Genomic DNA, 26,887 nt, shown 5'->3' with positions numbered 1-26,887 from the left:
GGCGACAGAAACGGCGGCAGGGACGGGAATGGCGGAACTGATGAAGGGTAAGCGCGGCCTCGTGATGGGGGTCGCCAACGAGCGCTCAATCGCTTGGGGGATCGCGAAGGCACTGGCCGAACAAGGCGCGGAGCTTGCGTTCTCCTATCAGGGCGAGGCCTTCGGCAAGCGGGTCGAACCGCTGGCCGAGAGCGTGGGCTCCAGCTTCCTGCTGGATGTGGACGTGAATGACGACGCCTCGATGGACGCCGCCTTCGCCAAGCTGAAAGAGGAATGGGGCTCGATCGATTTCGTCGTTCACGCCATCGCCTATTCCGACAAGTCCGAGCTTGCGGGCCGGTTCATCAACACCACCCGCGAAAACTTCAAGAACTCGCTCACGATCTCCTGCTACAGCTTCATCGACGTGGCCAAGCGCGCCTCGGAACTGATGAACGAAGGCGGCTCGATGATCACGCTGACCTATATGGGATCGCAGCGCGTGACGCCCTATTACAACGTGATGGGCGTGGCGAAAGCGGCGCTGGAATCGGCGGTGCGCTATCTGGCGGCCGATCTGGGCCCCGACGGCATCCGCGTGAACGCGATCTCGCCCGGCCCGATGAAGACGCTGGCAGGCGCTGCGATCGGCGGCGCGCGCAAGACCTTCCGCCACACCGAGCACAATTCGCCCCTGCGCTATAACGCGACGCTGGAAGCGATCGGCGGCACGGCTGTCTACCTGCTCTCGGACTATGGCGCTTGCACCTCGGGCGAGATCATCTCGGTCGATAGCGGCTATCACGTCATGGGCATGCCCGCGGCGGAGAACCTGTAAGCTCAGCCAATCGCAAGCAGGGCGCGCGCCGGCCCGTGGGGTGGCGCGGTCCTCGCTCTGTGCGGCAGCGCTTTATCCACGCCACATACCTCGAACATGGCTGCGTTTCGCGTGGTTGGCCAAGGCGCCAGCCCGCAGGGACGGGCCGGCGCGCGCCCTGCGGCTTAGCCGCGTTCCGGGCGCGGTCTCGTGTCTGAAGTGGACGTCCATCCCTTCCCCCATCCCCTGCCCCGCGCTAGGCTGCCCCGAACACGCAGGGAGGTGCGCATGGCACTCGATTTCTCCATCGGCATCGTCGGCTCAGGGATGCTCGGCGCAGCGATCGCCGAGGCGCTCTGGCGTGCGGAGCCGAAATCGCTACTGATGGCCAACCGCTCAGGCGCGCGGCCTGACATTGACGGCTTCCCGCCGGAGAACGTCCTGACCGATCCGCAGGCGCTGGCGGAGGCTTGCGACGTGGTGATCCTCTGCGTGCCGCCCGCCGCTGCCCGGGACCTCAGGATCGATGCGAAAGACAAGCTGGTGATCTCCGTTATGGCAGGCGTGCCGCTGACCGACCTCACCCGCATCAGCGCCAGCCCCCGCGTGATCCGCGCCATGTCGAGCCCGGCGGCAGCAAAGGGCCTCGCCTACAGCCCATGGTTCGCGAGCGATGCCGTGACCCAACAAGACCGCGCCCGCGCACGGGCCCTGTTTGAGGCCTGCGGGCAGACGGACGAACTCACAGACGAGGCCCAGATCGACCTCTTCACCGCGATGACCGGCCCGGTGCCGGGCTTCGTCGCGGCCTGCGCAGCCGCGATGGCGCGTCATGCCGAGGATCAGGGCGTCCGGCCCGAGATCGCCGATCGCGCCGTGCGCCAGCTATTCCTCTCGGCCGGGCAGATGATGGCCGAGGGCCCGACGCCTCAGACCCATGTGCAGGAGATGATCGACTACGCGGGCACGACGGCCAAGGGCCTCACCACGCTGCGCGACAACGGCTTTGCCGAGCGTCTGGCCGAAGGGCTCGCCGCCGCGACGCAAGCCTCGCGCGACATCTACTGACCCTTGCACCCGGCCCCGCCGACGCTAGGCTGTGGCCCGGGAGGAAATATCATGTCCATTCAGCTTTGCGTCTTCGACGCCTACGGCACGCTATTCGACGTCGACGCCGCCGCGCGAAATCTGGCCGCCGAAGAGCCGCGCCTGACCGAAATCTGGCCGCGCCTTGCTGCCGATTGGCGGCGCAAGCAGCTCGAATATAGCTGGCTGCGCGAGGTGATGGGCGATTACGTCGATTTCTGGCAACTGACCCGCGACGGGCTCGATTGGGCGATGGCCGCACAGGATCTCGACGATCCCGACCTGGCCGAGCGGCTGATGGCGCTTTACCGCGAGTTGCCCGCCTTCCCCGAAGTGCCCGAGATGCTCGATGCGCTGCACCATCGCGGTGTCGGGCGTGCGATCCTGTCGAACGGCGCGCCCGACATGCTCGGGGCTGCGGTTCATGCGGCGGGCGTGGGGCATCTGCTCGACGAGGTTCTCTCGATCCACGAGATCGGCCACTACAAGCCCCGCGCCGCCGTCTACGACATGATCGCGCAGAAGATGGGCGTCGATCCGGAGCATACCTGTTTCGTCTCGTCGAACGGCTGGGACGCGGCGGGCGCGGCCAAGGCGGGCTTCCACGTCCTTTGGGTCAACCGCGCAAACGCTCCGGTCGAGCGCCTGCCCTACAAACCCGCGGCGATCCTGACGGACCTGCGCGCGGTGCCGGACCACCTCTGAGAAGCGCTCACTCGTCCATCTCGCGCAGCGCGCGCCGCAGCCGCATCGTCTGCGCCTGAAACCCTTCCGCATCCGTGTATTCCACGAAATCGCGGTAGCGCAGATGCGGCCCCTTCACCCGATGCGCGTGCTTGATCGGGCACCAATATTGCTCGGTCCGCGCGGCGATCTCGTAGGCATAGCTCAGAAGTCCGTTGCAATAGCCGCAATAGACGCAGTTCAGCTTCTGCAACGTGTTGAGATAGGCCAGATGCTGACGGTCGACCACGATATGATCGGAGCGCTTTACCTTGGCGATGCGGTAGATCGGAAAACAGATCGCCTGATAGAGGCTCACGAAAAGGTCGAGCAGCACGAAGGGCACGATCAGCGAATAGATCACCGGGGCGGTCAGAATGACCATCGGGCGCGCATAGGACAGGAAGCGCAACAGCCCCACCCGCGCCTGCCGATGCGCATCGCGAACGCCCGCCTCGAACACCACCCGGTTATGGTCGAGCCGGAACGCCATCGCCTCGCGCCTGCGCTCCCATTCCGCTTCGATTTCGTCTTCGAGCGCACTCAGTCTTTCGTGTAATCTTTCCAGCGTGTCAGCCATGGCGATCTCCCTCTAACGCACTATGATCGCTGACAGGTCAGCAATCCAGAGAGGAGCGGCGTAATGGAATTCTTTACCGCGGATGATGGCGCGAAGATCGCCTATCGCGACAGTGGCAGCGGCGTGCCGGTCTTGGCCCTGTCCGGGCTGACGCGAAACACCCGCGACTTCGACTACGTCGCGCCGCATCTCAAGGACGTGCGGCTGATCTGCATGGACTATCGCGGCCGCGGCGAGAGCGACTGGACCGGCGAAGACACCTATACCGTGCCGCGCGAAGCGGCGGATGCGCTGCAGCTGCTCGATCATCTGGGAATCGAGAAGGCCGCGATCCTCGGCACGTCGCGCGGCGGGCTCGTGGGGATGTATCTCGCGCTGACCGCGAAAGAGCGCATGACCGGGCTCGCGCTGAACGATGTCGGACCTGTCCTCGACGAGAAAGGGCTGAACAAGATCTTCGACTATATCGGGCGCAACCCGGCCGCGAAGAGCTATGCGGAAATGGCTGAAAAGCTGCCCGAGGCGATGATCGGTTTCGACAAGGTGCCGCCCAATCGCTGGGCGATGGAGGTGCGCCACCACTACGTCGAGACCGATGACGGGCTGAAGATCAATTACGACCCGGCCCTGCGCGATGCCTTCCTCGGCGCCTTCAAGGGCGGCGTGGAGCCCGCCTGGCCGCTCTTCGAGGCCACCGAAGGGCTGCCGATCGTCCTGACCCACGGCGCGAATTCCGATCTGCTGACCGACGCCACTGTGGACGAGATGCAGCGCCGCCGCCCGGACATGATCTATGCGCGCGTCGCCGACCGCGCCCATATCCCCTTCCTCGACGAACCCGAGTCGCTTGCGGCCCTCGAAGCGTGGGTCGAACGGATCAAAGGGTGAGCGAGGCCCGTGTCACCCTCATCGCCAGCGCGATCACGCTGATCACGGGCGCGCTCTGGGGGCTTTACTGGCTCCCGGTGCGCGCGTTGGACGGACATGGTTTGGCGGGCGCCTGGGGCACGGTTGCGATCACCCTGGTCGCCTGCTTGGCCCTTGCGCCCATCGCCTGGACCAAGCGCTACGAACTCGCTGCCGCCACGCCAGCCGCGCTGATCTCGGTCGCGCTCGGCGGGGCGGCCTTCGCGCTCTATTCAATCGGCTTTCTCTATGGCCGCGTCGCGCTGGTGATCCTGCTGTGGTTCCTCACCCCGGTCTGGTCGGTGCTGATCGGGCGGTTCGTGCTGGGCTGGCCGGTCTCGCGGCTGCGACTGGCCGCGATCTTCATCGGCCTCGCGGGGCTCGGCCTGATGCTGGGCGCAAGCGGTGGCCTGCCTTTACCCAGCAGCTTGGGCGAATGGATGACGCTTGTAGGCGGCGTGATCTGGTCGGTCGCGACCACGGGGATGCGCACCAGATCGACGCTCTCGCCCGGCCCAGCTACCTTCGTCTTCGCGCTCGGCGCGGCCCTCACCGCACTCTGCCTCGCGCCGTTCCTTGCGCCGCTCCCCGCTGAGGGCGTCGATTGGCCCGCGTCGGTTGGACTGATCGGTGCCGCCGGAATCTTCTGGTGGGGCGCTGCGACTGCGGCGCTGATGTGGGCGACGGTGCGGCTCGAACCAGCACGGATCGGGATCTTGCTGATGAGCGAGGTGCTCGTCGGCGCGGTCTCCGCCGCGCTGATCGCGGGCGAACGGCTTGCGGCGCTGGAAATCGCAGGCGGCGCGCTGGTGCTGGGCGCAGGGCTGCTGGAGGTCTGGCCTGCGCGCCCCAAGCAACGCTCCGCCTGACCAACCCAATCTGCAAACGAAAAAGGCGCCCCGCAGGGCGCCTTTTCTATAAGATCGCAGCGAGGATCAGTCCTTCGCGCGCTCCACATAGGTGGTGTCTTCGGTGTTGATCACGATGCGCGTGCCCACGCCGATATGCGGCGGCACCATCACGCGGATCCCGCCGGTGCAGATCGAGGGCTTGTAACTCGACGAGGCGGTCTGCCCCTTCACGACCGGCTCGGTCTCTTCGACCTCGACGGTGACTTTCTGCGGCAGGTCGATCGCGATCGCGTTCTCCTGGAAGGTCTTGAGGTGGACGCGGATACCGTCGCGCAGGAACACCTTCGCGTCGCCGATCACATCATCCTGCACCGCGAGCTGCTCATAGGTCTCGGGGTCCATGAAGTGATAGCCTTCGCCATCCTCGTAGAGGAAATCGTACTCGCGCTCTTCGACATGGGCGCGCTCGACCTGCTCGGTCGTGCGCCAACGCTCGGACACCTTGGTGCCGTCCGAGATGCGGCGCATATCGACCTGCGTGACAGGCGTGCCCTTGCCGGGATGGATGTTCTGCGCGGTGATCACGACGTAGAGCTTGTCGTCGATTTCAAGCACGTTGCCCTTGCGGACAGAGGAAGCGATGACTTTCGCCATGAAAGGACCCCTTTGAATTCGGATAAAACAGGCTCTGGCGCCCGGATTGCAGAGCGCCTAAACCATTTGCGCCCCGATTTCCAGCCTGAAAGGCCTGTCATGCCCCCGTTCTGGACGCCCGAGCGCCACGCCGACCGCCGCCCTGCCCTCCTCGCGCGCAACCGCATTCAGGCGGCGATCCGCGGCTGGCTGGCGGCAGAGGATTTCGTCGAGGTCGACCCCTGTGCCTTGCAGGTCTCCCCCGGCAACGAGGCGCATCTGCACGCCTTCGCCACCGAGATGATCGGCAACGATGGCGAGGCGCGGCGGATGTATCTGCACACCTCGCCCGAATTCGCGATGAAGAAGCTGTTGGCCGCGGGCGAGCCGCGCATCGCCGCGTTCGCCCATGTCTGGCGCAACCGCGAGGCGGGCAAGCGCCATTCGCCCGAATTCACCATGCTGGAATGGTATCGCGCAGGCGAAGACTATACCGCGCTGATGGGCGATTCCGCGGCGATGCTGCGGCTGGCGGCCGAGGCCGCGGGATCGACGGTGCTGCGCTATGGCACCGCCGAATGCGACCCCTTCGCCGAACCCGAGCGGCTGTCGGTCGCGGACGCCTTCCAGCGCCATGCCGGGATCGATCTGCTCGCCACCTGCGACGGGGCCAAGACCGACGCGGAAGCCCTGCGCGCGCAATGCGAAGCGATCGGCTTTGCGGTAGCTGATGCGGATAGCTGGTCGGACATCGTCTCAAAACTGCTGGTCGCGAAGGTCGAGCCGCATCTGGGCCATGGCCGCGCGACGATTCTGGACCGCTATCCGCTGGCCGAGGCGGCGCTGGCCCGCCCTGCCCCGGATGACGGACGCGTCGCCGAACGGTTCGAGCTTTACGCCTGCGGGGTCGAACTCGCGAACGGCTTTGGCGAGCTGACCGATCCGGCCGAACAGCGCCGCCGTTTCGAGGGCGATATGGATCTGAAGGAAGAACTCTACGGCGAGCGTTACCCGATCGACGAAGATTTCCTCGCCGCGCTCGAGATCATGCCGGAAGCGTCGGGCATCGCGCTTGGCTTCGACCGGCTGGTGATGCTCGCGACCGGCGCGCCGAAGATCGAGGATGTGCTCTGGGTGCCGGTGGGCGGCGCGACGGGCTAAGCCTCAGCCCTTCCCGCCCTTCTTCTCGGCGGCATGATCGGCCAGCATCTTGAACGGCACCACCCGCAGGGCATCGCGATGGGTCGAGGCCAGCATCACCTCGGGCGCGCAGCCCTCCTGCACCGCCTGCAGGAAACGCGAGGCGCACAGGCACCATTGATCGCCCGGCTTCAGCCCCGGGAAGTCATATTCCGGGCGCGGCGTGCTCAGATCGTTGCCGAGATATTTCGAGAAGGCGAGAAACTCCGACGTCATCACCGCGCAGACCGTATGCGAGCCGCTATCCTCCCAGCAGGTATTGCAGCTGCCATCGCGGAAGAACCCGGTGCGGGGCTTGAGCGAACAGGGCTGCAAGGTGCCGCCCAGCACATTGATCGCCTCATACATCTGCATCGCGCGGCCCTCCCTTTCAGGAAACCTCTGCGATGCGGCGCAGCATGGCAAGGTTTTCCTCCTCGACGCCCTCCTCCTTGAAACGCCAGTCGGCGGCGTTGAGCGCGATCACCGTGTCGGTCGCGGGGCTGACATAGATGTGCTGGCCGTAGATGCCGCGTGCGAAATAGTCGCCGCCGTGCTCCGCCGTGTCGACGGGCACCCACCACTGATAGCCGTAGCCCTCGCCCTTCGGCGCCTGCAGTGCGGTCGATTTCGCAACCCAGTCCTCGGGCACGATCTGGCGCCCGTTCCAGAAGCCCTTTTGAAGGAACATCTGGCCGAACCGCGCATAGTCCCGCGTCCGCAGGTTCAGTCCGCCAAGGACGAAGCTGACGCCCAGCCCGTCGGTCAGCATCACCGGCGCGGCCTCCAGACCCATCGGCGCGATCAGCAATTCGCGCATCACCTCTGCCGGATCGGCCCCGGTCGCCCCCGCGATCACCATGCCCAGCACATGCGTGTCGATCGAGACATAGAGCATCCGCGCGCCCGGCTCCGCCTCGCGGATCTTCAGCGAGGCGGCGAAGGCGTCCATGGACCGCCCCATCGCGAGAACACGGCCCATCTTGTTGATATCCGAATGGAAATCCAGATAGTCCTCGTTGAAGGCCACGCCCGAGGACATCACCAGCGCATCGCGGATCGTCACGCCCTCATAGCCCGAGCCCTTCAGCTGCGGCGCAAAGCGGGTCAGCGGCGCATCGAGATCGGGGATCACGCCCTGATGGTGCAGGATGCCCAGCGTGGCCGAGAGGAAGCTCTTCGCCATCGACCAGGAGATGCGCAGATCTTCCGGCGCGGTCCCGCGGAAATAGCGTTCATGGGTGATCTGACCATGGCGCAGCTTCACCAGCGCGGTGACCCAGCGCCGCTCGATCCAATCCTCGACTCCCTCGGGCAGCGGATCCTCCGCACCGCGGGCCAAGTCCGATACCGGCCCGTCGCCACGCGCGATCTCGCGCGAATGAAACAGCGCGGGCATGTTGGAGAAATTGCCGACGATCCGGTCGGGCTCGAACAGCCGGTTCACCGCGCGCAGCCGCGCGATCTCGTCACGCTTCCACCATGCAAGCCCCGCGATTGGCAGCGCCGCTGCCATTCCGACCCGGATCGCCCCCCGCATCGCCTTTTGTCCAAGCTGTTTCATCGCGCGTCCCTCGCCGCATATCGTCACGGCAAGGAAGCACGCCCCACGCCGTTGCGGCAAGGAGAACCGGGCGTCATCGCGCAAACGCGACCTGCGCAAGGGTCAGTAGATATAGCGGATCTGGTCGGTCCAGTAGCGCTCCATCCGGCGCAGCGTGTGGTTCATCTCCTCCATCGCGTCGAAGGTGATGACGCCGCGCGTCTCCATCCCGCAGGCGTGCCGCTCGAACAGGGTCGCCACGTTCTCGCGCAGCTCGCGCCCCTTCGCGGTCAGGCGCACCCGCACCGAGCGGCGGTCGATCTCGCAGCGCTGATGGTGCATGTAGCCTGCCTCCACGAGCTTCTTGAGATTATAGGAGACGTTCGAGCCCTGATAATAGCCGCGGGTTTTCAGCTCCCCCGCGGTCACCTCGTTCTCGCCCACGTTGAACAGCAAAAGCGCCTGCACCGGGTTGATCTCGAGGATGCCCAGCCGCTCGAACTCGTCCTTGATGACGTCGAGCAGCAAGCGATGCAACCGCTCCAGCAGCGAGAGGCTGTCCAAGTATCCCGCCACCAGCCCCGGCGTCGCCGGGACGGGCGTCATGTCGCTTGCAGATTTCTGCACGGTCATAGCATTCTCCGCCAGTTTCGCTGCCCCTGACGCAAGACAGTGGCGGGAAATGGCAAAGATACCGTTAAGCGGCCCGAATTCTCCGAAAATTCGCGCAAAACCCTATGAAATCCGGGGCTTCCGCGCCGTTTTCAGGTTTTCGTAATGTGCCGTTCCCGGGCGAACTGGCCGATTACGGAGAGCAATTCGAGGTATTTCGGCGGGCAAGGCTGTGCGCCAGACACCCACGGATACAGGTCCTGATCGTTCTCTTCGAGAAGCTGGTCATAGAGATCGAGAGTGGCGGCATCCAGTTCCGGCAGGCACGCATCGGCGTAAGGCCCGAGGATCAGGTCCATTTCCTTGATCCCGCGCCGCCAGCTGCGCATCTTCATCCGTTTCAGCCGCGCCTCTCGCGTCTCTGTCATCAACTCTCTCCTGCCACCAAGCGCTTCTCCAGCCGTGCCAGCCGCACGTCGAGATCTTCGAGCCCGGACCGCACTTCCCGGATTTCGCGCACCAGGGCGCGTTCCGCCTTTGCGTCTTCTCCCTGTTCGGGCGGGCCGTCAAGCCCCTCGCCCGATCCGGTCAGCAGCCACATCAGCGTCACGTTGAGCATTCCCGACAGCATCTGCAGCCGGTTCGCGCGCGGCTCCAGTACGTCCTCTTCCCAGGCCTGCAGCGTCTCGAGCCGAACGCCCAGCTGCGTTGCCAGATCCTCCTGGCTCAACCCTGCCGCTTCGCGCGCGCCCGCAAGCCGGTCGCCGAACGTTGCGCTCGCCTCGCCATACCAATCGTCGACCATGTCTCTCTCCCGCTTTCGCTTGAACGCTTCTGGTGCCGAGCCTAGAAGTTTGCCGAACGAGTTACAAATCAAGGGCGACGCGATGGCATTCCTTTCCGACACGCTTGCACGGGTGAAACCTTCGCCGACGGTCGCAATGACCGGGAAGGTGGCCGAATTGCGCGCCGAAGGCCGCGATGTGATCGGCCTTTCGGCGGGCGAGCCCGATTTCGACACGCCCGAGTCGATCAAGGACGCCGCCAAAGCCGCGATCGACGCAGGCAAGACCAAATACACCGCCGTCGACGGCATCGCCGAGCTGAAACAGGCGATCTGTGCCAAGTTCGCCCGCGAGAACGGCCTCAACTACACACCCGAGCAGGTCTCCGTCTCTTCGGGCGGCAAGCAGGTGCTGTTCAACGCGCTGATGGCGACGCTCAATCCCGGCGACGAGGTGGTGATCCCGACCCCCTACTGGGTCAGCTATCCGGATATGGTGCTGATCGGGGGCGGCACGCCTGTCTTCGTTCAGGGCGATCCCGCGATGGGCTACAAGATCAGCCCCGAGGCGTTGGAGGCAGCGATTACGCCGAACACCAAGTGGTTCCTCTTCAACTCGCCCTCGAACCCCTCGGGGGCTGCCTATTCGCGCGAAGAGCTGACGGCGCTGACCGACGTGCTGATGCGCCATCCGCATGTCTGGGTGATGACCGACGACATGTACGAACACCTCACCTTCGACGGGTTCGAATTCACCACGCCCGCGCAGGTCGAACCCGCGCTCTATGACCGCACTCTGACGGTCAACGGCGTCTCCAAGGCCTATGCGATGACCGGCTGGCGGATCGGCTATGCGGCGGGCCCGAAAGAGCTGATCGCGGCGATGCGCAAGGTGCAGAGCCAGTCCACCTCGAACCCCTGCTCGATCTCGCAATGGGCTGCCGTCGAGGCACTCAACGGGCCGCAGGATTTCATCGACACCTTCCGCACCGCCTTCAAGCGGCGGCGCGATCTGGTGGTCGCGGGGCTCAACGCCTGCCCCGGCATCTCCTGCCCGACGCCCGAGGGCGCGTTCTACGTCTACCCCTCGATCAAGGACTGCATCGGCAAGACCTCCGCAGGTGGGCGCAAGATCGAGAGCGACGAGGATTTCGCCAATGCGCTGCTGGAGGAAAACAACGTCGCGGTGGTCTTCGGCGCGGCCTTCGGGCTTTCACCGAATTTCCGCATCAGCTACGCTACATCGGACGCGGCCCTGACCGAGGCCTGCACCCGGATCAAGGCCTTCTGCGAAGGGCTGTCATAAGGCGGAACGGCCGAGGGAGACTGGCGAATGACTGACTTGCCCGAGTATTACTTCCGGGTGAAGGAAAACGGCGCGACGGTGTTTCGCGTCGACACCGAGAACCGTCAGCGCCGGATCGAGATGGACCCGATCGCCAATATCAACATCCGCAACGGCGAGATCAAACCGCAGGGCGACCGGGTTCTGACCGAGGAAGACCGCGCCGAGATCGAGGCGTGGATGGCGCATCGCCGCGAGGTGCTCGCCCAGCGCGATGTCGACGACATCCTGCGCGCGGTCGATCACCTCAATCTCGTCGCGCAATGGGCGCAGTCGAAGGCGACCGACGCGCAGCTCGAAGAGATCACGGATACGCTGTTGCTGACGATGCACGACCTGCGCAGCGTTCTGGTGCGCAAGAAGGCCGAACGGCTGACCAGCGAGGGCTGAGCCCTCGTTTCAGCCCCCTTCGGCCTCAGCCTTTCGAGATGAACCCGGTGATCGGATAGACACGGCCCAGCGCGCCGGGATTGCTCATGACGCGCACGCGGCTCCAGTCGTTCTTCTCGGAGACATCCACCACGACCATGTCGAGCGACACCTTGTTACGCTCCCAATTCGCGTGATCGACGCGAATCTGACGCGGCGAGTCGACGCCCGACACCACCGCAATATGACCCAGCGGATTACGACCGGTCGCCGAGAACGCCATCACCGCACCGACCTTCGGCTGATGACCGCGCGCATAGAGCCCCTTGGCCTGCGACCACCACGTCTTGGCATTGCCGCGAATGTCGATCCCCGAGGCATTGCGCGCAAACGGCACGCACCAGACGCGCTGGCGCTTGGCGCGCATCTGCTTGGCGACTTCGACCGCATAGGCGCGGCGTTCGAGGTTGACGGCACCCGCCTGATCCCGCGCGCTGGCAAAGCCCATCCGGTCGCCGCTGGTCGGGGTGCATGCCGAGACGGTCAGCGCCGCGATCAAAACAAGCGAGAGGGGGGCCGCGCGGCCCGCAAGGTCAGAGATAGAGAGCATGGGCGATCACTGTCGATGTCGAATTGTTGCGTCTTCGTTACCACCTCCATAGCCTCGAATACCCCCTTCGCCGAAGGAGAATTTCGCCGCGCATCAGCGGGTTGGCAACAATCCGCTTACAGGAATGTAATCTTGGGAACCTTTTGCGATCTCGCGATGCGTGCCCTACGGGTGACGGTCCGAGGGACAGCGCGCATGCAGGTAAATCTCGACCCATTCAAAGCCCGGATCGATTCCCCGCTCGGCCAGCCACGCCTCCTGCAGACGGTAGGCCTCTGGCTCGGCCGCCGCCGGACAGGGCCAGTCGCGCGCATGAAACTGAGCGCGGTGGATCAACTCATGCAGGAGCGAGGAAAGCTGCATCGGATCGTCTTCGGACCAAGGCCCGACAAGGAAGATTCGATCCTCCACCAGATCATAGGCTGCGCGCAGATCGGAATCGACCAGAAGATCGTGTCCCTCATAGGTGATGACCTCCCCGCTCTGGCACATGAAGATCGCAGGCGCGCCCTGCGGCACCGTGTAGTCGCTATGCGCCTCGATCCATTCGGCGAGCGCTTCCGTCACCGCATCGGGCACGGACATAGGCAGCGGCGCGGGACAGGCCCCGGCCGCTGCCGGACATAACAGTGCAAGCCCTATGACGATGGCTCGGATCATCACGCCTCCTCTCCTGACAGGATAGCAGCTGCGTGCGGATCTCGGAATTGATGCCGATCATTCGGGCCGATGGCGCAAACCGCGCCGCCCTAGTTCGGCATCATCGGCGGCGCCATCACGATATAGGGCGTCGTAGGAGCCTCCCCCGGCGGCAAGACCTCGGGCATCGGCTCCCCCGGTTCCCCGAGCGATTTGATGTACTGGTAGAGCGAGCGCAGATCGCTCTCGGGCATCGCATGCACGTTGTAGAACGGCATCGGCGGCTTAGCGTCGAAGGTCTTCGCGTATTCCACGAAACCGTCCTCGTCCATGTCCTTGATCTCAAGGCGCAAATTGACCGCGTAGGTCGTGCCCCACGGCCCCTGCCAGCCAAGCGGCACGCCTTTGAGCGCCGCCTCCGGGTCGATCTTGCCGCCGGACTCGTTGTAACCGGCCGTGTGGCAGTCGTGGCAACCTGAGGTGATCGAGACCAGTTTGCCCCGCTCCACCGAGACCTCCTGAGCCACAACAGCCGAAGAGCTGGCCAGCGCGCCAAGCGCGGCCAGAATAAGAACGCGTTTCATGGGTTTCTCCCTCCCTAACAGACGCGCCCCTCCCGGCGCGCCTCTCCCTGAGGTCCGGCCTTACGTCCAAACAGACCTGACCTTGCGGAAAGGATGCGCCCAAAGGGGCGAGTCGGGCAATTAGATAAAAGATAGGCTCTCGCAGCCGCGCTCAGGCAACGGACAGCGATGAGGCACAAACCTCGCGAAGGCGCGAAGCGGGCTGCGCCGTCTGCCTCAGACGCTGACCACCTCGCGCAATGCCTCGCGCGTCAGGGTCTCTTTCGTCCCCTCCATCGCGACCGCGCCGCGCTTGAGCACGTAGAAGCTATCGCCCAGATCATGCGCGAAGTCGAAATACTGCTCGACCAGCACAATCGCCATATCGCCCTTCTCGCGCAGATAGGAAATCACCCGCCCGATCTGCTGGATGATATTGGGCTGGATGCCCTCGGTGGGCTCGTCCAACAGCAGCAGCTTCGGCTTCATCAGCATCGCGCGGGCAATGGCGAGCTGCTGTTGCTGCCCGCCCGAGAGGTCCCCACCCCGGCGATTGAGAAAGTCCTTCAGGATCGGGAAGAGCTCGTAAATCTCATCCGGAATGACGTGCTCGGATTTCGGCAGGCAGGCGAAGGCCGTCTCCATATTCTCGCGCACGGTCAGCAGCGGGAAGATCATCCGGCCCTGCGGCACATAGCCCAGCCCCGCCTTCGCCATTGCCTGCGGCGGCACCCGGCCCATCTCGGCGCCATCGAGCGTGACAGACCCGCCCGAGCGCAGATGCGTCCCCGAGATCGCCTTCAGCAACGAGGTCTTGCCCACGCCGTTCGTGCCCATGATGCAGGTCACCTCGCCCGCGCGGGCCACCATGTCGATCCCGTGCAGGATCTGGCTGCCGCCGTAATGGAGCGTCAGCCCCTCGGTCTTCAGCATCGCGGGTTTTGTCAGATCAGCGGCCAAGATACACCTCGATCACGCGTTTGTCGGCGGTCACATGGTCGAGCGAGCCTTCCGCCAGAACCGACCCCTCATGCAGCACCGTCACCTTGCAGTTCAGACGGCGCACGAATTCCATGTCATGCTCGACCACGACCACGGCATGATCGCGCGCCAGATCGACCAGCAGCGCAGTCGTCTGCTCGCGCTCGGCCAAGGTCATCCCCGCCGCGGGTTCATCGACCAGCAGCAGCTTCGGCTCCTGCGCCAAGAGCATCCCGATCTCCAGCCATTGCTTCTGCCCGTGGCTCAGCTCGCCCGATTTGCGCGGCAGTTGATCGGCGAGGCCCACCTGCGCCGCGATCTCTTCGACGCGCGCACGATCGGCATCGCCGGCCTTCCAGCCCAGCACCGCGAAGGGGCTGCGATTGGCCTTGAGCGCCATCATCAGGTTCTCGGTGACGGTCTGATCCTCGAACACGGTGGGCTTCTGGAATTTCCGCCCGATCCCGATCCGCGCGATCTTCGCCTCGTTCAAACGCAGCAGGTTGGTCGAGCTTTCCCCCCACAACACCGAGCCCTCGTCGGGCCGGGTCTTGCCGGTGACGATATCCATGAAGGTCGTCTTGCCCGCCCCGTTCGGCCCAATCACCGCGCGCAGCTCGGTCGGGCCGATATTGAAGCTGAGATTGTTGATCGCCTTGAACCCGTCGAAGCTGACGGAGATGCCCGAGACCTCCAACAGGGTCTGCGATCCTGCCCCCGGTTTGATCGCAACATTCATTCCTGCGCCTCCTCTTCCCGGAAGGAGCCCTTATCCGGCCCGAGCGGCGCGCCATGGCGGTTCGGGCGGCGGATGCCCTCGAACAGATCGATCAGCCCCGACAGCCCTTTCGGGGCGAACAAGGTCACCAGCACGAAGGCGAGCCCCAGCAGCACCTGCCACCAGTCGACCCAGTCGATAGTGTAGAAACCCAGCGGCAGATCGGGCACGCGCCCCCCGGTGAACCAGCTCGAGACGATGAAAACGAAGGCCGCCCCCATCACCGCACCATAGAGCCTCCCGCGCCCGCCAATCGCGACCCAGACCGCGAGGTAGATCGACGCGATGGGCGCCATCTCGCCCGGGTTGATGATCCCCGCCTGCGGGTAATAGAGCGCCCCCGCAATGGCCGCGATCACCGCTGTCAGGGTGAAGACGAACAGCTTGTAGCCCTCGACCGAATAACCGAGGAAGCGCACCCGCGCCTCGTCATCGCGGATGCCGCGAATGACCGAGCCGAACTTGCCCGACACGATCAGCGACGCCGCGATATAGCCCAGCCCCAGCGCCAGAGCCGAGGCCCAGAGGAACCAGATCGACAGATGGTCCTGCCCCGCGCTTACGCCCGGAATGTTCTGCAGCCCCGAAAGACCATTATTGCCGCGCAGCCCGCTCTCGTTCTGGAAGAGGTAGAGCGACAGCGCGAGCGTCATCGCCTGCGTCAGGATCGACAGATACACGCCCGTGACGCGTGACCGAAACGCGAGCCAGCCGAAAATCAGCGCCAAGAGCCCCGGCACCAGCACCACGAACAAAAGCTGCATCGGCAGGTTGCCCGCGAAGGTCCAGATCGCGGGCAAGTCCGATCCACCCACCACGCCGAATATCTGCGTGCCGATTGCGTCATTGACCTCCTGCGGGGTCATCGGGAACTCACCCGCGGATTTCAGCACGATGTCGCGGGTGCGCTCATACATCAGCCACATGCCGATCATGTAGCCGCCCAGACCGAAGAAGGCGAAATGGCCGAGCGAGAGAATGCCCGTATAGCCCCAGACCAGATCCATCGCGATGGCGATCAGGCACAGGCACAGCGTCTTGCCCAGCGTCTTGACCATCGAGGTCGAGATCGCCCCCGGCCCGTAGGCGTGAGAGAGGAACGTGACGCCCAGCGTGAAGACCGCAAGGAGCAGCAGGAACCACAAGACGGAGGGGTTCTTGGCGAGAAATCCGGATTTCATGCGCGGACCTCCGAGGTTGCGGCGGGGGTTTCGCACCCCCGCACCCCCGCGGGATATTTGGACCAAGAGGAAGGGAAAAGGGTGTGTGCCATGCTCAATCCCCCGCGGCCCGGCCCTTGAGCGCGATGATGCCGCGCGGGCGGAACTGGATGAAGATGATGATGAAGAGGATCATGTAGGTCTGCGCCGCGAGCGTGTTCGACGGGTTCAGCCATTCGATCCCCTTTTGCAGCACGCCGATCAGGGTCGCGCCCGCCAGCGTGCCGAAGATCGAGCCGACGCCGCCGACCACGACCGTCATGAAGCTCTGCACGATATAGTCCTGCCCCATCTCGGAGGTGACTTTCGCGAAAAGCCCGATGGCGACGCCCGCGATCCCGGCGATGCCTGATCCAAACCCGAAGGCGAGCATGTTGATGCGATCCGGGTTGATGCCCATAGACGCCGCCATCGACGGGTTCTGCGTGACCGCGCGGACCTCGAGCCCGAGGCGGGTCTTGCGCATCACCCAGAGATAGAGGGCAAGGAACACCAGCGCCAAGACGAAGATCGCGATCCGGATATAGCTGATCGACACCACGTCGTTGAGCGTCCACGCCCCTTCCAGCCACGGCGGCGAGGTCAGCGGACGCGCCTGCGTGCCGAAGATATTCTTGAACAGCTGCTGCAGCGCGATCGAAATGCCGAAGGTCGCCAGCAGCGTCTCCAGCGGGCGTTTGTAGAGGTACCGGATAACCAGCCGCTCCATCGCGACGCCCGCGCCGAAAGTGATCGCGAATGCCAGCGGCAGGGCGATCAGGATCGACAGCGTGTAGTCGGGCACGAAAAGCTGCACGACATAGCCGGTATAGGCGCCCATCGTGATGAACTCGCCATGGGCCATGTTGATCACGCCCATCACCCCGAAGGTGATCGCAAGCCCGATAGCCGCGAGGAAATAGATCGAGGCGAGCGAGAGCGCATCGAGGCCGAGATCGACCGTCTGCATCCCGGCCACCGTGCGGCTCACCCGGGTCAGCGCAGCCTCGGCGGCGGTGGTCACTTCCGGGTCGGGCTCGGCATAGATATCGGCGAATTGGTGATCTGCGACGAGTTTCTCAGCCTCTGCATCGGTCAGACGTGTTGGCACCTCGCCGGCAGCAGCCAGCGTCGCATAGGCCTCCTCGCGCTTGACCGGATCGGCCATTGCAGCCAGCGGCAGCCCGCCCACCTGACCGTTCTCGACATGCGCCGCCAATGCCTGCTGCATCTCGGAGGCCGAAATCCGCGCGGGCGCCATATTGGCCGACACCAGCATCGCATAGGCCTCATCTTCGGGGATATCGCGACCCGGCTTGAGCGTCTCCGCGACATTGCCCTCGGGCGCGCCCTCGAACAACTTGCGGGTCGTCGCCACCAGCGGGTTCAGCGTCGCCCGGAAATCCAGCCCCAGATCGGCCCCGAAACTGTCGATCGCCGCGACGCGCTCTGCGGCACCCTTGCCGAAGCGGATCGTCAGCAGGCGTTCCAGCCGCTGTTTCTGCGCCTTGATCGCGGGATCGGGCTCGTCGGGGATCGACGCGCGCAGCGGCTCCAGATGCGAGGCCTCGCCATTGCGGTCGATCGCGGTCAGCGCCTCGCGGCGTTTCTTCGGATCGGGGTCGCTGAGCAGAAACCGCACCAGCGCCACACCGATCTCGGCCCGCACGCCGGAATTCGGCTTCACTTCCTTGATGTCGGATTTCGGCGCGGTGCCGGCAGGCTTCCCGGTGACCGGATCGCTCAGCTCGTATTCGCTGCCGGATTTCTTCACGATGAAGAAGGCGCCGTCGCTTTCGCGCAGCCCCACGCGCTTGTCGGACCAGGCCTGCAGGAAGCGCGAGGCCCCCTCGCCCGAACCGGCGACCGCCTCGATGACCGGGCCGATCGTGCGGCGCGACGGCTTGGCGATCTGCTTGGCATAGTCCTGAAGGACGGCGCGCAGCCCCGTGGCTTCGCTTTGCGTGGCCTCCGCCTGCGGCGCGTCGCCCGCATCCTGCGCCAGCCCCGGCAGAGCCAATGCCAGAACAATCCCGAGCGCGATCAAAAACTTGCGCATCCCGTCCCCTTAGGATGAAACGGCCGGGAGAGGCGCACCCCTCCCGGCCAAGACACGATCAGTAGTTCGATTTCTTCTGAACGCAGGTTTCGGTCTCGGTGTTGTACATGCCGCAATCGAGACCCGGCCAATCCGACTTGAGCACCGCCGATTCCGGCAGGAAGTCGGTCCAGGCGTCGCCCGGCACGGGATCGGTCTGCGAGATGATGTCGAACTGACCGTCTTCCATGATCTCGCCGATGAGGACCGGCTTGGTCAGGTGGTGGTTCGGCAGCATCTTCGCGGTGGAGCCGGTGAGGTTCGGGAATTCCTGCCCCGGCATCGCGGCGATGACTTCGTCGACATTGGTGGAGCCGACCTGCTCGACCGCCTGCACCCACATGTTGAAGCCGATATAGGTGGCTTCCATCGGGTCGTTGGTCACGCGGCTGTCGTCGCCGGTGAAGGCGTGCCACTGCTTGATGAAGGCCGCGTTCTCGGGCGTGTCGGCGCTCTCGAAGTAGTTCCACGCGGCCAGCTGACCGACGAGGTTCTTGAGATCCGCTTCACCCAGACCGGACAGTTCCTCTTCGCCGACCGAGAAGGCCACGACGGGGATGTCCTCGGCGGTGATGCCGGAAGCTGCGAGTTCCTTGTAGAAGCCGATATTCGCGTCGCCGTTGATCGTCGAGATCACGCCGACCTTCTTGCCGTCCGCGCCCAGCGCCTTCACGTCGGAGACGATCTTCGACCAGTCCGACTGACCGAAGGGGGTGTAGTTCACGAAGATATCTTCCTTCGCGATGCCCTTGTCCTGCAGATAGGCTTCAAGAATGTTGTTCGTGGTGCGCGGATAGACATAGTCGGTGCCCAGAAGCGCGAATTTCTCGACGCCAAGCTCTTCGAGGAAATAATCCACCGCCGGGATCGCCTGCTGGTTCGGGGCCGCACCGGTGTAGAACACGTTGCGCGAGCTTTCCTCGCCCTCATATTGCACCGGGTAGAACAGCAGACCGTTGAGTTCCTCGAGGACCGGCAGAACCGATTTACGCGACACCGAGGTCCAGCACCCGAAGATCACGTCGACCTTGTCCACGGTGATCAGCTCGCGCGCCTTTTCGGCGAACAACGGCCAGTCGGAGGCCGGGTCGACCACGACCGCCTCGAGCATCTTACCGTTGATGCCGCCTTTCTTGTTTTGCTCCTCGACCAGCATCAGGACCGTGTCCTTCAGCGTGGTCTCAGAGATCGCCATCGTGCCCGACAGCGAGTGCAGAACGCCAACTTTGATCTTGTCGTCCTCCTGCGCGAAGGCGAAGCCCCCACTCATCGACATGGCCCCGGCCAGAGCCGCAGACATCATAAGTTTACGCCGATTGATCATTTCATTTCCCTCGTTAGCGTCGACCCTGCGCGGCCCTTCATGGGCTCATTCTGCAGGTGTCGAACCTCCACTATTGGTAACGGTCGAGGCCATCCCTCCGACCAAGGGCGCACAGCCGAGCGCCTCCGACATCCAATCCCTCGCGCTGCGATGCGGCAAAAAATTCCGGCACCACGCAGCAAAAAACCCGCCGGTTGGGCGGGTCTGCCGAAGTTTTCGCACAATTCGTAAGTTTTCGCCCAATTAATGAGCAACTATTTCGTCATCAGGCCGGAATCGGTTTCAGCGCCAAACCACCCTCGCGCTCGAGAAATGCAACGATCTCCTCGATGCCCGCACCTTGGCGCAGCCGCGCCATGACATAGGGTTTGCTGCCGCGCGCGGTTTGTGTATCCGCCTCGAGTTGAGCCAGATCGACCCCCACATGCGGTGCGAGGTCTACCTTGTTCACCACCAGAAGATCCGACTTCGTCAGCCCCGGCCCCCGCTTACGCGGGATGTCCTGCCCCGCCGCCGTGTCGATCACATAGATCGTCAGATCGGCCAGTTCCGGCGAGAAGGTCGCCGCCAAATTGTCGCCACCGCTCTCGATCAGCACCAGTTCCAGATCGGGGATTTGCGTCGTCAGTTCCGCAATGGCCGCAAGGTTGATCGACGCATCCTCGCGGATCGCCGTATGCGGGCAGCCCCCCGTCTCGACCCCGCGAATACGCTCGCCCGGCAGCACCTGCGCGCGCATCAGCGCCTCGGCATCCTCGCGCGTATAGATGTCGTTCGTCACCACCGCCATCGACACGCGCGACGCCAGCGCCCGCGCCAGCTGCTCGGTCAGCGTGGTCTTGCCCACGCCCACCGGTCCGCCGATTCCCACGCGCAAAGGTCCGTTGCCCATATCCTCACCTCAAGTCTTGAAGAGACGCACATCGAGCGTCTCGTGTTTCATGGCCGAGACCTCGGCGCGAAAGGCGCTGAAGCTCAGGTCCGTCAGTTCCGCCTGCGCCGCGCGTGCCGCGATCTCGGCGATTTTTCCGTGCAGGTCGCTCAGGACCGTTTGTCCGGCGATTTGTCCCAAAGGAACAAGCCGAATCGCCGCAGAGACGAGGTTCGACGCAAACGAATGCTGGAAAAGTGAAATAACCTGCGCGGCCGGCAGGTCCAGGTCGCGCGCCGCCTCGGCCAGTGCGACCGGCAATATCCGCGGCGGCAGCTCGACGCCCCGCAACCCCGCCTGCGCCAGCGTGAAGGCCGCCCCCTGCTCCGCCGTCTCACGCAGCCGCTCGGCCGAACCCGCCATCGCGCGCCCCAACGCATCCAGCTCGCCCAGATCGCCACCGCGCAGCCCGCAGGCCAGCAGCACCGCATCCGACCAGCCCGCGCCATGCTCCAGCACATCCCCCAACCATATCGCGAACCCCGCCGCATCCGCGATCTCGCCCGCCGCCACCGCCTGCTCCAGCCCATGCGAATAGGCGAACGCCCCGGTCGGAAAGGCCGGAGAGAGCCATTGCATCAGGGACAGAGGCGCGGTCGGATCAGGCATGGTCGTGATGATGGTCGTGGCTGTGCGAATGGTCGTGGTCATGCGAATGGGAATGCCCATGGTGATGCGAATGCCCGTGCTCGTGCCCCATCGTGCGCCCCATCCCGTAGGCGCCGCCCTCGGGTTGGAAGGTCTCGACCGCGGGCGAAACCACCGCCCCCAGCTGCTTCAGCATCGCCTCGAGCACATGATCGGCGCGGATCACCAGCCGCTCCGCCTCGATCTGGCACGGCGTATGACGGTTGCCGATATGCCATGCCAGCCGCGTCAGATTGCCCTTTACAACCAGCACCGGCTCCAGCGCCGGACGCACCTCGATGGACCGCCCGTCTTCCAGCACGAAGGCCTCGCCGCCCGTGAGGTTCGTCACCTCCGGCAGATCCACGAGAAATCCCGCGCCCGAGCCCGCAACCAGCCGCTTGCGGCGCAGGAAACGCCCCTCGTAATCCAGCGCCACGTAATCGACCGCCGCCTGCCAGGCACCTTTCGGCGCGACTTTCTCGGCCTTGGGATAATCGCTCATTCTCTCGGCTCCCCTTAACGCTTTCTCAAACCTCCGACCGCAGACTGCTCTGCAGCAAAGGAGTCTTTCAATGTTCCACCATTGCTTCGAACCGCGCACTCCCGCGGACGAGCTGGCCCAGATCCGCGCGCAGATCGCACAACTCAAACGCCGCGAGGCAGAGCTGCGCGAAGCCTATCTTACCCAGCCCGACATGCCCTGTCTCGGCCGCTGGACGAAGGTGGAGATCGTCACCAGCCGCCGCCAGGTGCTGGAGCCGCGCCTGCTGCCGCCCGAAATCCGCTCCGACCCGGCCTTTCAGCGCGAGAAAGTGACCCGCACGCTGCAGACCCGACCGCATGACCCGACCAGACATAGCCTGCCCGAACTCGTCAGGGACACGGATCGCGGGCTGCGCCTCGTATCCGGCGGCTGACGCCATCCTCAGAAGAGGAAGTAACGCTGTGCCAGCGGCAGAACCTCCGCAGGCGCGCAGGTCAGCAATTCGCCATCCGCGCGCACCTCGTAGGTCTCGGGATGCACGTCGATCTCGGGCGTCGCCGCATTGTGGATCATCTGCGCCTTGCCTATGCCGCGTGTGCCCTCGACGGCAAGCGTCTGCTTCTGCAGACCAAGGCTCGCCGCCAGCCCGTTGGCCTGCGCCGCCTGACTGATGAAGGTGACGGAACTCGCATGCCGCGCGCCACCCAGCGCCCCGAACATGTTGCGCGTATAGAAAGGCTGTGCCGGGATCGAGCCGTTCGGATCGCCCATCTGCGCCGAGACGATCGAGCCCCCGATCAGCACCATTTCGGGCTTCGCGCCGAAGAAGGCCGGATTCCACAGCACCAGATCGGCACGCTTCCCCACTTCGATCGAGCCGATATGCTGGCTCATCCCGTGGGTGATCGCCGGGTTGATCGTGTATTTCGCGATGAACCGCTTCACCCGCACATTGTCATTATCGCCCTGCTCTTCCGGCAACCGCCCGCGCTGTTTGCGCATCTTGTCCGCGGTCTGCCAGCAGCGAATGATCACCTCGCCCACGCGCCCCATCGCCTGACTGTCCGAACTGATGATCGACATCGCGCCCATGTCATGCAGGATATCCTCGGCCGCGATCGTCTCTTTGCGGATACGGCTTTCGGCGAAGGCCACATCCTCGGGCACCTTGTTGTCGAGGTGGTGACACACCATCAGCATATCGAGATGCTCTTCGATCGTGTTGCCGGTATAGGGCCGCGTCGGGTTGGTCGAAGACGGGATCACGTTCGGCGCGCTCACCACCCTCAGGATATCCGGCGCATGGCCGCCCCCCGCGCCTTCGGTGTGGAAAGCGTGGATCGTGCGCCCCTTGATCGCGGCCAGCGTATTCTCGACGAAACCGCTCTCGTTGAGCGTGTCGGTATGGATCATCACCTGCACATCCATGTCGTCGGCCACCGACAGGCAGCAATCGATCGCGCCCGGCGTCGTGCCCCAATCCTCGTGCAGTTTCAGCGCGCAGGCACCGCCCTCGACCATCTCGACCAGCGCCTCGGGCCGCGAGGCATTGCCCTTGCCCGACAGCGCGAGGTTGACCGGCAGCGCATCGAAGCTCTGCAGCATCCGCGCGATGTGCCACGGCCCCGGCGTGCAGGTCGTGGCCAGCGTGCCATGCGCGGGGCCCGTGCCGCCGCCCAGCATCGTCGTCATCCCCGACGCCAGCGCATCCTCGATCTGCTGCGGGCAGATGAAATGGATATGCGCGTCGAACCCGCCAGCGGTCAGGATTTTCCCTTCCGCGGCAATGACTTCCGTCCCCGGCCCGATGATGATGTCGACATTCGGCTGCGTGTCCGGATTGCCCGCCTTGCCAATCGCCACGATCTGCCCACTCTTCAGGCCGACATCCGCCTTGTAGATCCCCGAATGGTCCACGATCAGCGCATTGGTGATGACCGTATCGACCGCGCCGCCCGCGCGGGAAATCTGGCTTTGCCCCATGCCGTCGCGGATCACTTTGCCGCCGCCAAACTTGACCTCCTCGCCATAGGTGGTCAGGTCGCGCTCGACCTCGATGATCAGATCGGTATCGGCGAGCCGCACCCGGTCGCCGGTGGTGGGGCCGAACATATCGGCATAGGTGCTACGCGAGATCGTGGCCGGCATTCAGACCTCCAAAGTCGGTTTTGTTTTTCTGTGGATAGAGCGGTGGGCAACTTGTGGATCAATTTGCTTGCCATCAATTCCGACGGAAGGGATGACACCATATATTGCGCCGCCATCAGCTCGGCGACACCATATCGACTGCAAACTAGGTACATAATCGTGGATTTTCCCGCGACTTATCCAGATTGCCTTTTCAAAGCTCTGTTCCCTAGTCTTACTCAACGAGTCTTCATTGGAGAACACCTTGTCACTTACCGAGCTATCCATATCACTTCTCATCGCGGCCCTAACCGCGGGACTAGCTATCGCCAAATTCAAGGGCTGGTTATAGGCACACTCCATCAGAGCGCCCCCATAACTTTCTGGTTGAATCCATAGACTTCGCGCGAGCCGCGATAGGGCACCAGCCGCACTTCGCGGCTCTGGCCCGGCTCGAACCGCACCGCCGTTCCGGCCGCGATGTCCAGACGGTAGCCGCGTGCGGCGTCCCGGTCGAACTCCAACCCCGGATTGGTCTCCGCGAAATGGTAATGCGAGCCGACCTGCACCGGGCGGTCGCCGGTATTGGCGACCATCAGCGTGATCGCCTCGCAGCCCTCATTCAGCGTGATCTCGCCCGCCGCGGGCAGGATTTCTCCGGGGATCATCGGCTCACTCCTTGTTGCGACGCAGCGCACGCGCCAGTTCCGGTCCGACATAGGCAACCGCTGCGAGCGCGAGCAGCCCGATCAGCGGACCGTCGTGGAAGAACCATGTGCTCCCCGCGCTGTGGCCGGGATGGGCCAGCGCGGCAGTGGGCGCGAGGACGGCGAGAGCAGCTACAAGTTTCATCGGACGGCCTTTCATTAGAAAAACTTATTTCGGGTCGGTCTGTATAAGCTGAACTTATCTCAGCGGATCGGATGGTGGACGGTGACGAGCTTGGTGCCGTCCGGGAAGGTCGCTTCGACCTGAATGGAATGGATCATCTCGGGGATGCCCTCCATGCATTGATCAGCCGAGATCACCCCTGCCCCCGCCTCCATCAGATCGGCGACGGAGCGCCCTTCGCGGGCCCCCTCGACGACGAAATCCGAAATGATTGCAATGGCTTCCGGGTGATTGAGCTTCACGCCGCGTTCCAGCCGACTGCGCGCGACCATCGCGGCAACGCTGATCAGCAGCTTGTCCTTTTCCCTCGGTGTCAGGTTCATCGTATTCCCTCAGATCTGCCACACGCGCGGCGCCGCTTCACCGCGTCGCAACGTATTGAAAAGTCGTAGAATTTGTCGTCGCATCGGCCAACCGTCCCGCGCAAGCAAGCGAATGACGCATTTCCCGTCGAACCCCGAAGCCGTCCCTTCGACGCCCGGCTCGTCGAGCACCGCGCGGAGGGGCTCCACCGCTTCTTCGGCGCCTTGCTGGCAGAGAACGAGCGTCGCGAAAGCGCGCGCCTCGCCCAGAACCGCACTGCGCGCGCCCTTGGCCAAAATGTTGGAATTCAGCAAGAAGGGCTCGAAAAACACAGGCTTTCCGGCGCGATCGATCCGGCGCATGTCGAAAAACTGCAAGTCCTGCACCCGCTCGCCCATCGCGATCCGGCCCAGAACCACCGCCTCGAGCATCAGGCAAGACGCATCGGCGGCCAGCGAAATCGTCGTGTCGCGGGCCAGTTTCGCGCGATCGAACAGGATCGTCTCCTGCGGCAACCAATCGAGATGGCACCCGGCGCCTACAGTGTGATGCACCTCGACCTGCGCCTGATCACCGTCGGCGCGATAGGCGCGCTCGGCGGCTTGGGTCGTCGCCACGAGCTTCGCGCCATCTTCCAGATCGGTCTTGTAGGAAAGCCGGTCTCCAGAGGCCAAGCCACCGGAAGTATTCAGGAAAACCACTTCTGCCGCGCCCGGAACGCGCGGCAGAATGGCTTTCGCGGACCCGCTTTGATGGAGGCCGGTCAGCCGCGCACCGGAGAAAGCGGCCCGCGCCACGCCGCGCGAACGCTGCATCTCGACTGCAGCCGTAGTCTGTATTTTCGCGTCGAACATGGGTCCCTCCCTCCCGATCCAAAACCGCACCAACGGGGCGGTCCATGCCTTGCACGCGCAGATTTGGCTTTGACCAAAGCACAACGGCAGCCGCGCCCATTTCACGCGCAGTTTGCCCAATTTTTCAACTGTAATGAATCAACCCAGAGGACCGGGGCGGCGTTCTTCGTTGAGCAGTACATTCGCCTCGACCTGCCCGACGCCGGGCAAGGTCATGATCCGACGCCGCAAAACCCGTTCGAAATCGGGCAGATCGCGCGCAGTGACGCGCAGCCGGTAATCGAAGAGCCCGAGGACGTGCTGCACGAGCTGCACCTCCGGGATCGCGGTCACTGCGCGTTCGAAATCCTCAAGGCTGACGCGACCTTTCGCGGCGAGCTTCACGCCCAGAAACACCGTCACGCCGAAGCCCAGCGCCTCGGGATCGACGATCACACGGCGCCCCGCGATCACGCCCGCCTCCTGCATCCGGCGGATTCGGCGCCATGTCGCGGGCTGGGAGAGCCCGAGCTTGCGCCCCAACGCGCCCGCGCTCTGCGTGGAATCGCGGCTCAGCGCCCGCAGCAGCTGGCGGTCGAAATCGTCGAGATCAAGGCTCATATCGGTAGCTCCGCGCTGGATTTGATCGTCGAGATCAGCATCAGGGCATCGAGTTCGGCGATATGCGGCAGGGTCAGAATGCGGTTGCGGTAGATCTCCTGATAATGCGCCATGTCGCGGGCGATGACCTGCAGGCGCATATCGGTGGAGCCGAGGAAGCTTTGGATTTCAATGACTTCCGGAACCTCTCGCGCGGCGGCGGTGAATTCGTCGAAAGCGCGCGGATTGGTCTTATCCAAGGTGAAGCGCAGGGACACCTCGACCGCCCAGCCGAGCGCGTGCCAGTCGATCAGCGCCTCTTCGCCACGGATCACCCCTCCTTCGCGCAGCTTCTCGATCCGGCGCCAACAGGTCGCGGGCGTGACGCCCGCGCGCTCGGCCAGTTCGGCCGAGGGAAGACCCGGCTCCGCCATCATCTGACGCAATATCCGTCGGTCCGTATCGTCGATCTGCATGATTTTTCCGATT

At 64.3% G+C, this 26,887-nt stretch carries 35 protein-coding genes; 9 read left to right on the top strand and 26 right to left on the bottom strand.

Annotated features, from left to right (window positions below; all coding sequences use genetic code 11):
- Positions 1–28 precede the first annotated feature (28 nt).
- The 3 genes from F8R15_RS12525 to F8R15_RS12515 all read left to right on the top strand — a co-directional run bounded on the left by F8R15_RS12525 (position 29) and on the right by F8R15_RS12515 (position 2,587).
- Entirely contained in the window at positions 29–817 is a 789-nt protein-coding gene (locus tag F8R15_RS12525; RefSeq protein ID WP_152844802.1) for an enoyl-ACP reductase, read from the top strand.
- Positions 818–1,084: 267 nt separating this feature from the next.
- Positions 1,085–1,864: a pyrroline-5-carboxylate reductase gene (locus F8R15_RS12520; RefSeq protein ID WP_152844801.1), complete on the top strand. Its 780-nt coding sequence runs from the start codon at positions 1,085–1,087 to the stop codon at positions 1,862–1,864.
- A 51-nt stretch (positions 1,865–1,915) separates the two neighbouring features.
- Positions 1,916–2,587, top strand: a complete 672-nt coding sequence (locus F8R15_RS12515) for a haloacid dehalogenase type II (RefSeq protein ID WP_152844800.1) — start codon at positions 1,916–1,918, stop codon at positions 2,585–2,587.
- Positions 2,588–2,594: 7 nt separating this feature from the next.
- Here the strand turns inward: F8R15_RS12515 and F8R15_RS12510 are convergent, their stop codons facing one another.
- Complete coding sequence (locus F8R15_RS12510; protein WP_078604528.1) at positions 2,595–3,185, bottom strand: hypothetical protein; 591 nt, start codon at positions 3,183–3,185, stop codon at positions 2,595–2,597.
- Between the two features lie 63 nt (positions 3,186–3,248).
- Here F8R15_RS12510 and F8R15_RS12505 point away from each other — a divergent pair, with 63 nt between their 5' ends.
- Positions 3,249–4,073 carry an alpha/beta fold hydrolase gene (locus tag F8R15_RS12505; protein WP_152844799.1) on the top strand — a complete coding sequence of 275 codons (825 nt, stop codon included), beginning with the start codon at positions 3,249–3,251 and terminating at the stop codon, positions 4,071–4,073.
- Complete coding sequence (locus F8R15_RS12500) at positions 4,070–4,960, top strand: DMT family transporter (protein WP_368731047.1); 891 nt, start codon at positions 4,070–4,072, stop codon at positions 4,958–4,960. Before F8R15_RS12505 ends, F8R15_RS12500 begins: the two co-directional genes overlap by 4 nt.
- Before the next feature lie 66 nt (positions 4,961–5,026).
- On the opposite strand, the gene efp is transcribed toward F8R15_RS12500, so the two are convergent.
- The gene (gene efp / locus F8R15_RS12495; protein WP_078520244.1) at positions 5,027–5,596 is read right to left on the bottom strand and encodes an elongation factor P; all 570 of its coding nucleotides are present in this window, start codon (positions 5,594–5,596) and stop codon (positions 5,027–5,029) included.
- 99 nt (positions 5,597–5,695) lie between these two features.
- Between efp and epmA the strand changes: the two genes are divergently transcribed.
- A complete protein-coding gene (gene epmA, locus F8R15_RS12490; RefSeq protein ID WP_152844798.1) occupies positions 5,696–6,736 on the top strand; it encodes an EF-P lysine aminoacylase EpmA in 1,041 nt (346 codons plus the stop codon).
- A gap of 3 nt (positions 6,737–6,739) precedes the next feature.
- Here the strand turns inward: epmA and F8R15_RS12485 are convergent, their stop codons facing one another.
- The 5 genes from F8R15_RS12485 to F8R15_RS12465 all read right to left on the bottom strand — a co-directional run bounded on the left by F8R15_RS12485 (position 6,740) and on the right by F8R15_RS12465 (position 9,714).
- Positions 6,740–7,129 (bottom strand): DUF2237 family protein, encoded by a 390-nt coding sequence (locus F8R15_RS12485; protein WP_152844797.1) that lies wholly within the window; start codon positions 7,127–7,129, stop codon positions 6,740–6,742.
- 16 nt (positions 7,130–7,145) lie between these two features.
- Positions 7,146–8,318 carry a serine hydrolase gene (locus F8R15_RS12480; RefSeq protein WP_152844796.1) on the bottom strand — a complete coding sequence of 391 codons (1,173 nt, stop codon included), beginning with the start codon at positions 8,316–8,318 and terminating at the stop codon, positions 7,146–7,148.
- 102 nt (positions 8,319–8,420) lie between these two features.
- Complete coding sequence (locus F8R15_RS12475; protein WP_152844981.1) at positions 8,421–8,903, bottom strand: MarR family winged helix-turn-helix transcriptional regulator; 483 nt, start codon at positions 8,901–8,903, stop codon at positions 8,421–8,423.
- Positions 8,904–9,061: 158 nt separating this feature from the next.
- Positions 9,062–9,337, bottom strand: a complete 276-nt coding sequence (locus F8R15_RS12470) for a succinate dehydrogenase assembly factor 2 (RefSeq protein ID WP_078541835.1) — start codon at positions 9,335–9,337, stop codon at positions 9,062–9,064.
- Entirely contained in the window at positions 9,337–9,714 is a 378-nt protein-coding gene (locus F8R15_RS12465) for a helix-turn-helix transcriptional regulator (RefSeq protein ID WP_078541836.1), read from the bottom strand. Before F8R15_RS12465 ends, F8R15_RS12470 begins: the two co-directional genes overlap by 1 nt.
- Before the next feature lie 82 nt (positions 9,715–9,796).
- On the opposite strand from F8R15_RS12465, the gene F8R15_RS12460 reads away from it, so the two are divergent.
- Together F8R15_RS12460 and F8R15_RS12455 are read left to right on the top strand one after the other, a co-directional pair.
- Positions 9,797–10,999, top strand: coding sequence for a pyridoxal phosphate-dependent aminotransferase (locus F8R15_RS12460; RefSeq protein WP_152844795.1), 1,203 nt, complete (start codon positions 9,797–9,799; stop codon positions 10,997–10,999).
- A gap of 27 nt (positions 11,000–11,026) precedes the next feature.
- The gene (locus tag F8R15_RS12455; RefSeq protein ID WP_152844794.1) at positions 11,027–11,428 is read left to right on the top strand and encodes a hypothetical protein; all 402 of its coding nucleotides are present in this window, start codon (positions 11,027–11,029) and stop codon (positions 11,426–11,428) included.
- 25 nt (positions 11,429–11,453) lie between these two features.
- Here the strand turns inward: F8R15_RS12455 and F8R15_RS12450 are convergent, their stop codons facing one another.
- The 11 genes from F8R15_RS12450 to ureE form a co-directional block, all read right to left on the bottom strand.
- Positions 11,454–12,017, bottom strand: a complete 564-nt coding sequence (locus tag F8R15_RS12450) for a CHAP domain-containing protein (protein WP_078570122.1) — start codon at positions 12,015–12,017, stop codon at positions 11,454–11,456.
- A 165-nt stretch (positions 12,018–12,182) separates the two neighbouring features.
- Positions 12,183–12,677, bottom strand: coding sequence for a DUF6647 family protein (locus F8R15_RS12445; RefSeq protein WP_078604534.1), 495 nt, complete (start codon positions 12,675–12,677; stop codon positions 12,183–12,185).
- Between the two features lie 89 nt (positions 12,678–12,766).
- Complete coding sequence (locus tag F8R15_RS12440) at positions 12,767–13,240, bottom strand: c-type cytochrome (RefSeq protein ID WP_078601646.1); 474 nt, start codon at positions 13,238–13,240, stop codon at positions 12,767–12,769.
- 216 nt (positions 13,241–13,456) lie between these two features.
- Positions 13,457–14,152, bottom strand: coding sequence for an urea ABC transporter ATP-binding subunit UrtE (gene urtE / locus F8R15_RS12435; RefSeq protein ID WP_075776995.1), 696 nt, complete (start codon positions 14,150–14,152; stop codon positions 13,457–13,459).
- A gap of 16 nt (positions 14,153–14,168) precedes the next feature.
- On the bottom strand, positions 14,169–14,939 hold the full coding sequence (gene urtD / locus F8R15_RS12430) for an urea ABC transporter ATP-binding protein UrtD (RefSeq protein ID WP_078548007.1): 771 nt from the start codon (positions 14,937–14,939) through the stop codon (positions 14,169–14,171).
- A complete protein-coding gene (gene urtC, locus F8R15_RS12425; RefSeq protein WP_152844793.1) occupies positions 14,936–16,159 on the bottom strand; it encodes an urea ABC transporter permease subunit UrtC in 1,224 nt (407 codons plus the stop codon). Before urtC ends, urtD begins: the two co-directional genes overlap by 4 nt.
- A 94-nt stretch (positions 16,160–16,253) precedes the next feature.
- On the bottom strand, positions 16,254–18,236 hold the full coding sequence (gene urtB / locus F8R15_RS12420) for an urea ABC transporter permease subunit UrtB (RefSeq protein ID WP_152844792.1): 1,983 nt from the start codon (positions 18,234–18,236) through the stop codon (positions 16,254–16,256).
- 58 nt (positions 18,237–18,294) lie between these two features.
- Complete coding sequence (gene urtA, locus F8R15_RS12415; RefSeq protein ID WP_078605092.1) at positions 18,295–19,575, bottom strand: urea ABC transporter substrate-binding protein; 1,281 nt, start codon at positions 19,573–19,575, stop codon at positions 18,295–18,297.
- Between the two features lie 289 nt (positions 19,576–19,864).
- Positions 19,865–20,491 (bottom strand): urease accessory protein UreG, encoded by a 627-nt coding sequence (ureG, locus tag F8R15_RS12410; RefSeq protein ID WP_152844791.1) that lies wholly within the window; start codon positions 20,489–20,491, stop codon positions 19,865–19,867.
- Between the two features lie 9 nt (positions 20,492–20,500).
- On the bottom strand, positions 20,501–21,139 hold the full coding sequence (locus F8R15_RS12405; RefSeq protein WP_152844980.1) for an urease accessory protein UreF: 639 nt from the start codon (positions 21,137–21,139) through the stop codon (positions 20,501–20,503).
- The gene (gene ureE, locus F8R15_RS12400) at positions 21,132–21,662 is read right to left on the bottom strand and encodes an urease accessory protein UreE (protein ID WP_152844790.1); all 531 of its coding nucleotides are present in this window, start codon (positions 21,660–21,662) and stop codon (positions 21,132–21,134) included. The genes F8R15_RS12405 and ureE overlap by 8 nt, the downstream gene beginning before the upstream one ends.
- A gap of 70 nt (positions 21,663–21,732) precedes the next feature.
- Here ureE and F8R15_RS12395 point away from each other — a divergent pair, with 70 nt between their 5' ends.
- Positions 21,733–22,077 carry a hypothetical protein gene (locus F8R15_RS12395; RefSeq protein WP_152844789.1) on the top strand — a complete coding sequence of 115 codons (345 nt, stop codon included), beginning with the start codon at positions 21,733–21,735 and terminating at the stop codon, positions 22,075–22,077.
- A gap of 8 nt (positions 22,078–22,085) precedes the next feature.
- Here the strand turns inward: F8R15_RS12395 and ureC are convergent, their stop codons facing one another.
- The 8 genes from ureC to F8R15_RS12355 all read right to left on the bottom strand — a co-directional run bounded on the left by ureC (position 22,086) and on the right by F8R15_RS12355 (position 26,874).
- Positions 22,086–23,792, bottom strand: coding sequence for an urease subunit alpha (gene ureC / locus F8R15_RS12390; RefSeq protein ID WP_152844788.1), 1,707 nt, complete (start codon positions 23,790–23,792; stop codon positions 22,086–22,088).
- Positions 23,793–24,059 (bottom strand): hypothetical protein, encoded by a 267-nt coding sequence (locus tag F8R15_RS12385; protein WP_152844787.1) that lies wholly within the window; start codon positions 24,057–24,059, stop codon positions 23,793–23,795. It lies immediately after the preceding gene.
- 74 nt (positions 24,060–24,133) lie between these two features.
- Positions 24,134–24,439: an urease subunit beta gene (locus F8R15_RS12380; protein ID WP_078520264.1), complete on the bottom strand. Its 306-nt coding sequence runs from the start codon at positions 24,437–24,439 to the stop codon at positions 24,134–24,136.
- A 4-nt stretch (positions 24,440–24,443) separates the two neighbouring features.
- Positions 24,444–24,623, bottom strand: a complete 180-nt coding sequence (locus tag F8R15_RS12375; RefSeq protein ID WP_152844786.1) for a hypothetical protein — start codon at positions 24,621–24,623, stop codon at positions 24,444–24,446.
- Positions 24,624–24,682: 59 nt separating this feature from the next.
- Positions 24,683–24,985, bottom strand: coding sequence for an urease subunit gamma (locus F8R15_RS12370; RefSeq protein WP_152844785.1), 303 nt, complete (start codon positions 24,983–24,985; stop codon positions 24,683–24,685).
- 9 nt (positions 24,986–24,994) lie between these two features.
- Complete coding sequence (locus tag F8R15_RS12365) at positions 24,995–25,780, bottom strand: urease accessory protein UreD (protein WP_253732607.1); 786 nt, start codon at positions 25,778–25,780, stop codon at positions 24,995–24,997.
- A 177-nt stretch (positions 25,781–25,957) separates the two neighbouring features.
- Positions 25,958–26,419: an Lrp/AsnC family transcriptional regulator gene (locus F8R15_RS12360; RefSeq protein WP_078520267.1), complete on the bottom strand. Its 462-nt coding sequence runs from the start codon at positions 26,417–26,419 to the stop codon at positions 25,958–25,960.
- On the bottom strand, positions 26,416–26,874 hold the full coding sequence (locus tag F8R15_RS12355) for an Lrp/AsnC family transcriptional regulator (RefSeq protein ID WP_078520268.1): 459 nt from the start codon (positions 26,872–26,874) through the stop codon (positions 26,416–26,418). The genes F8R15_RS12360 and F8R15_RS12355 overlap by 4 nt, the downstream gene beginning before the upstream one ends.
- Positions 26,875–26,887 lie beyond the last annotated feature (13 nt).

The organism is Thioclava sp. JE_KL1 (genome assembly GCF_009296265.1).
GTDB lineage: Bacteria > Pseudomonadota > Alphaproteobacteria > Rhodobacterales > Rhodobacteraceae > Thioclava.
Note: the sequence above shows the minus strand (reverse complement) of the source record. Positions and strands in the feature narration are given on the sequence as shown.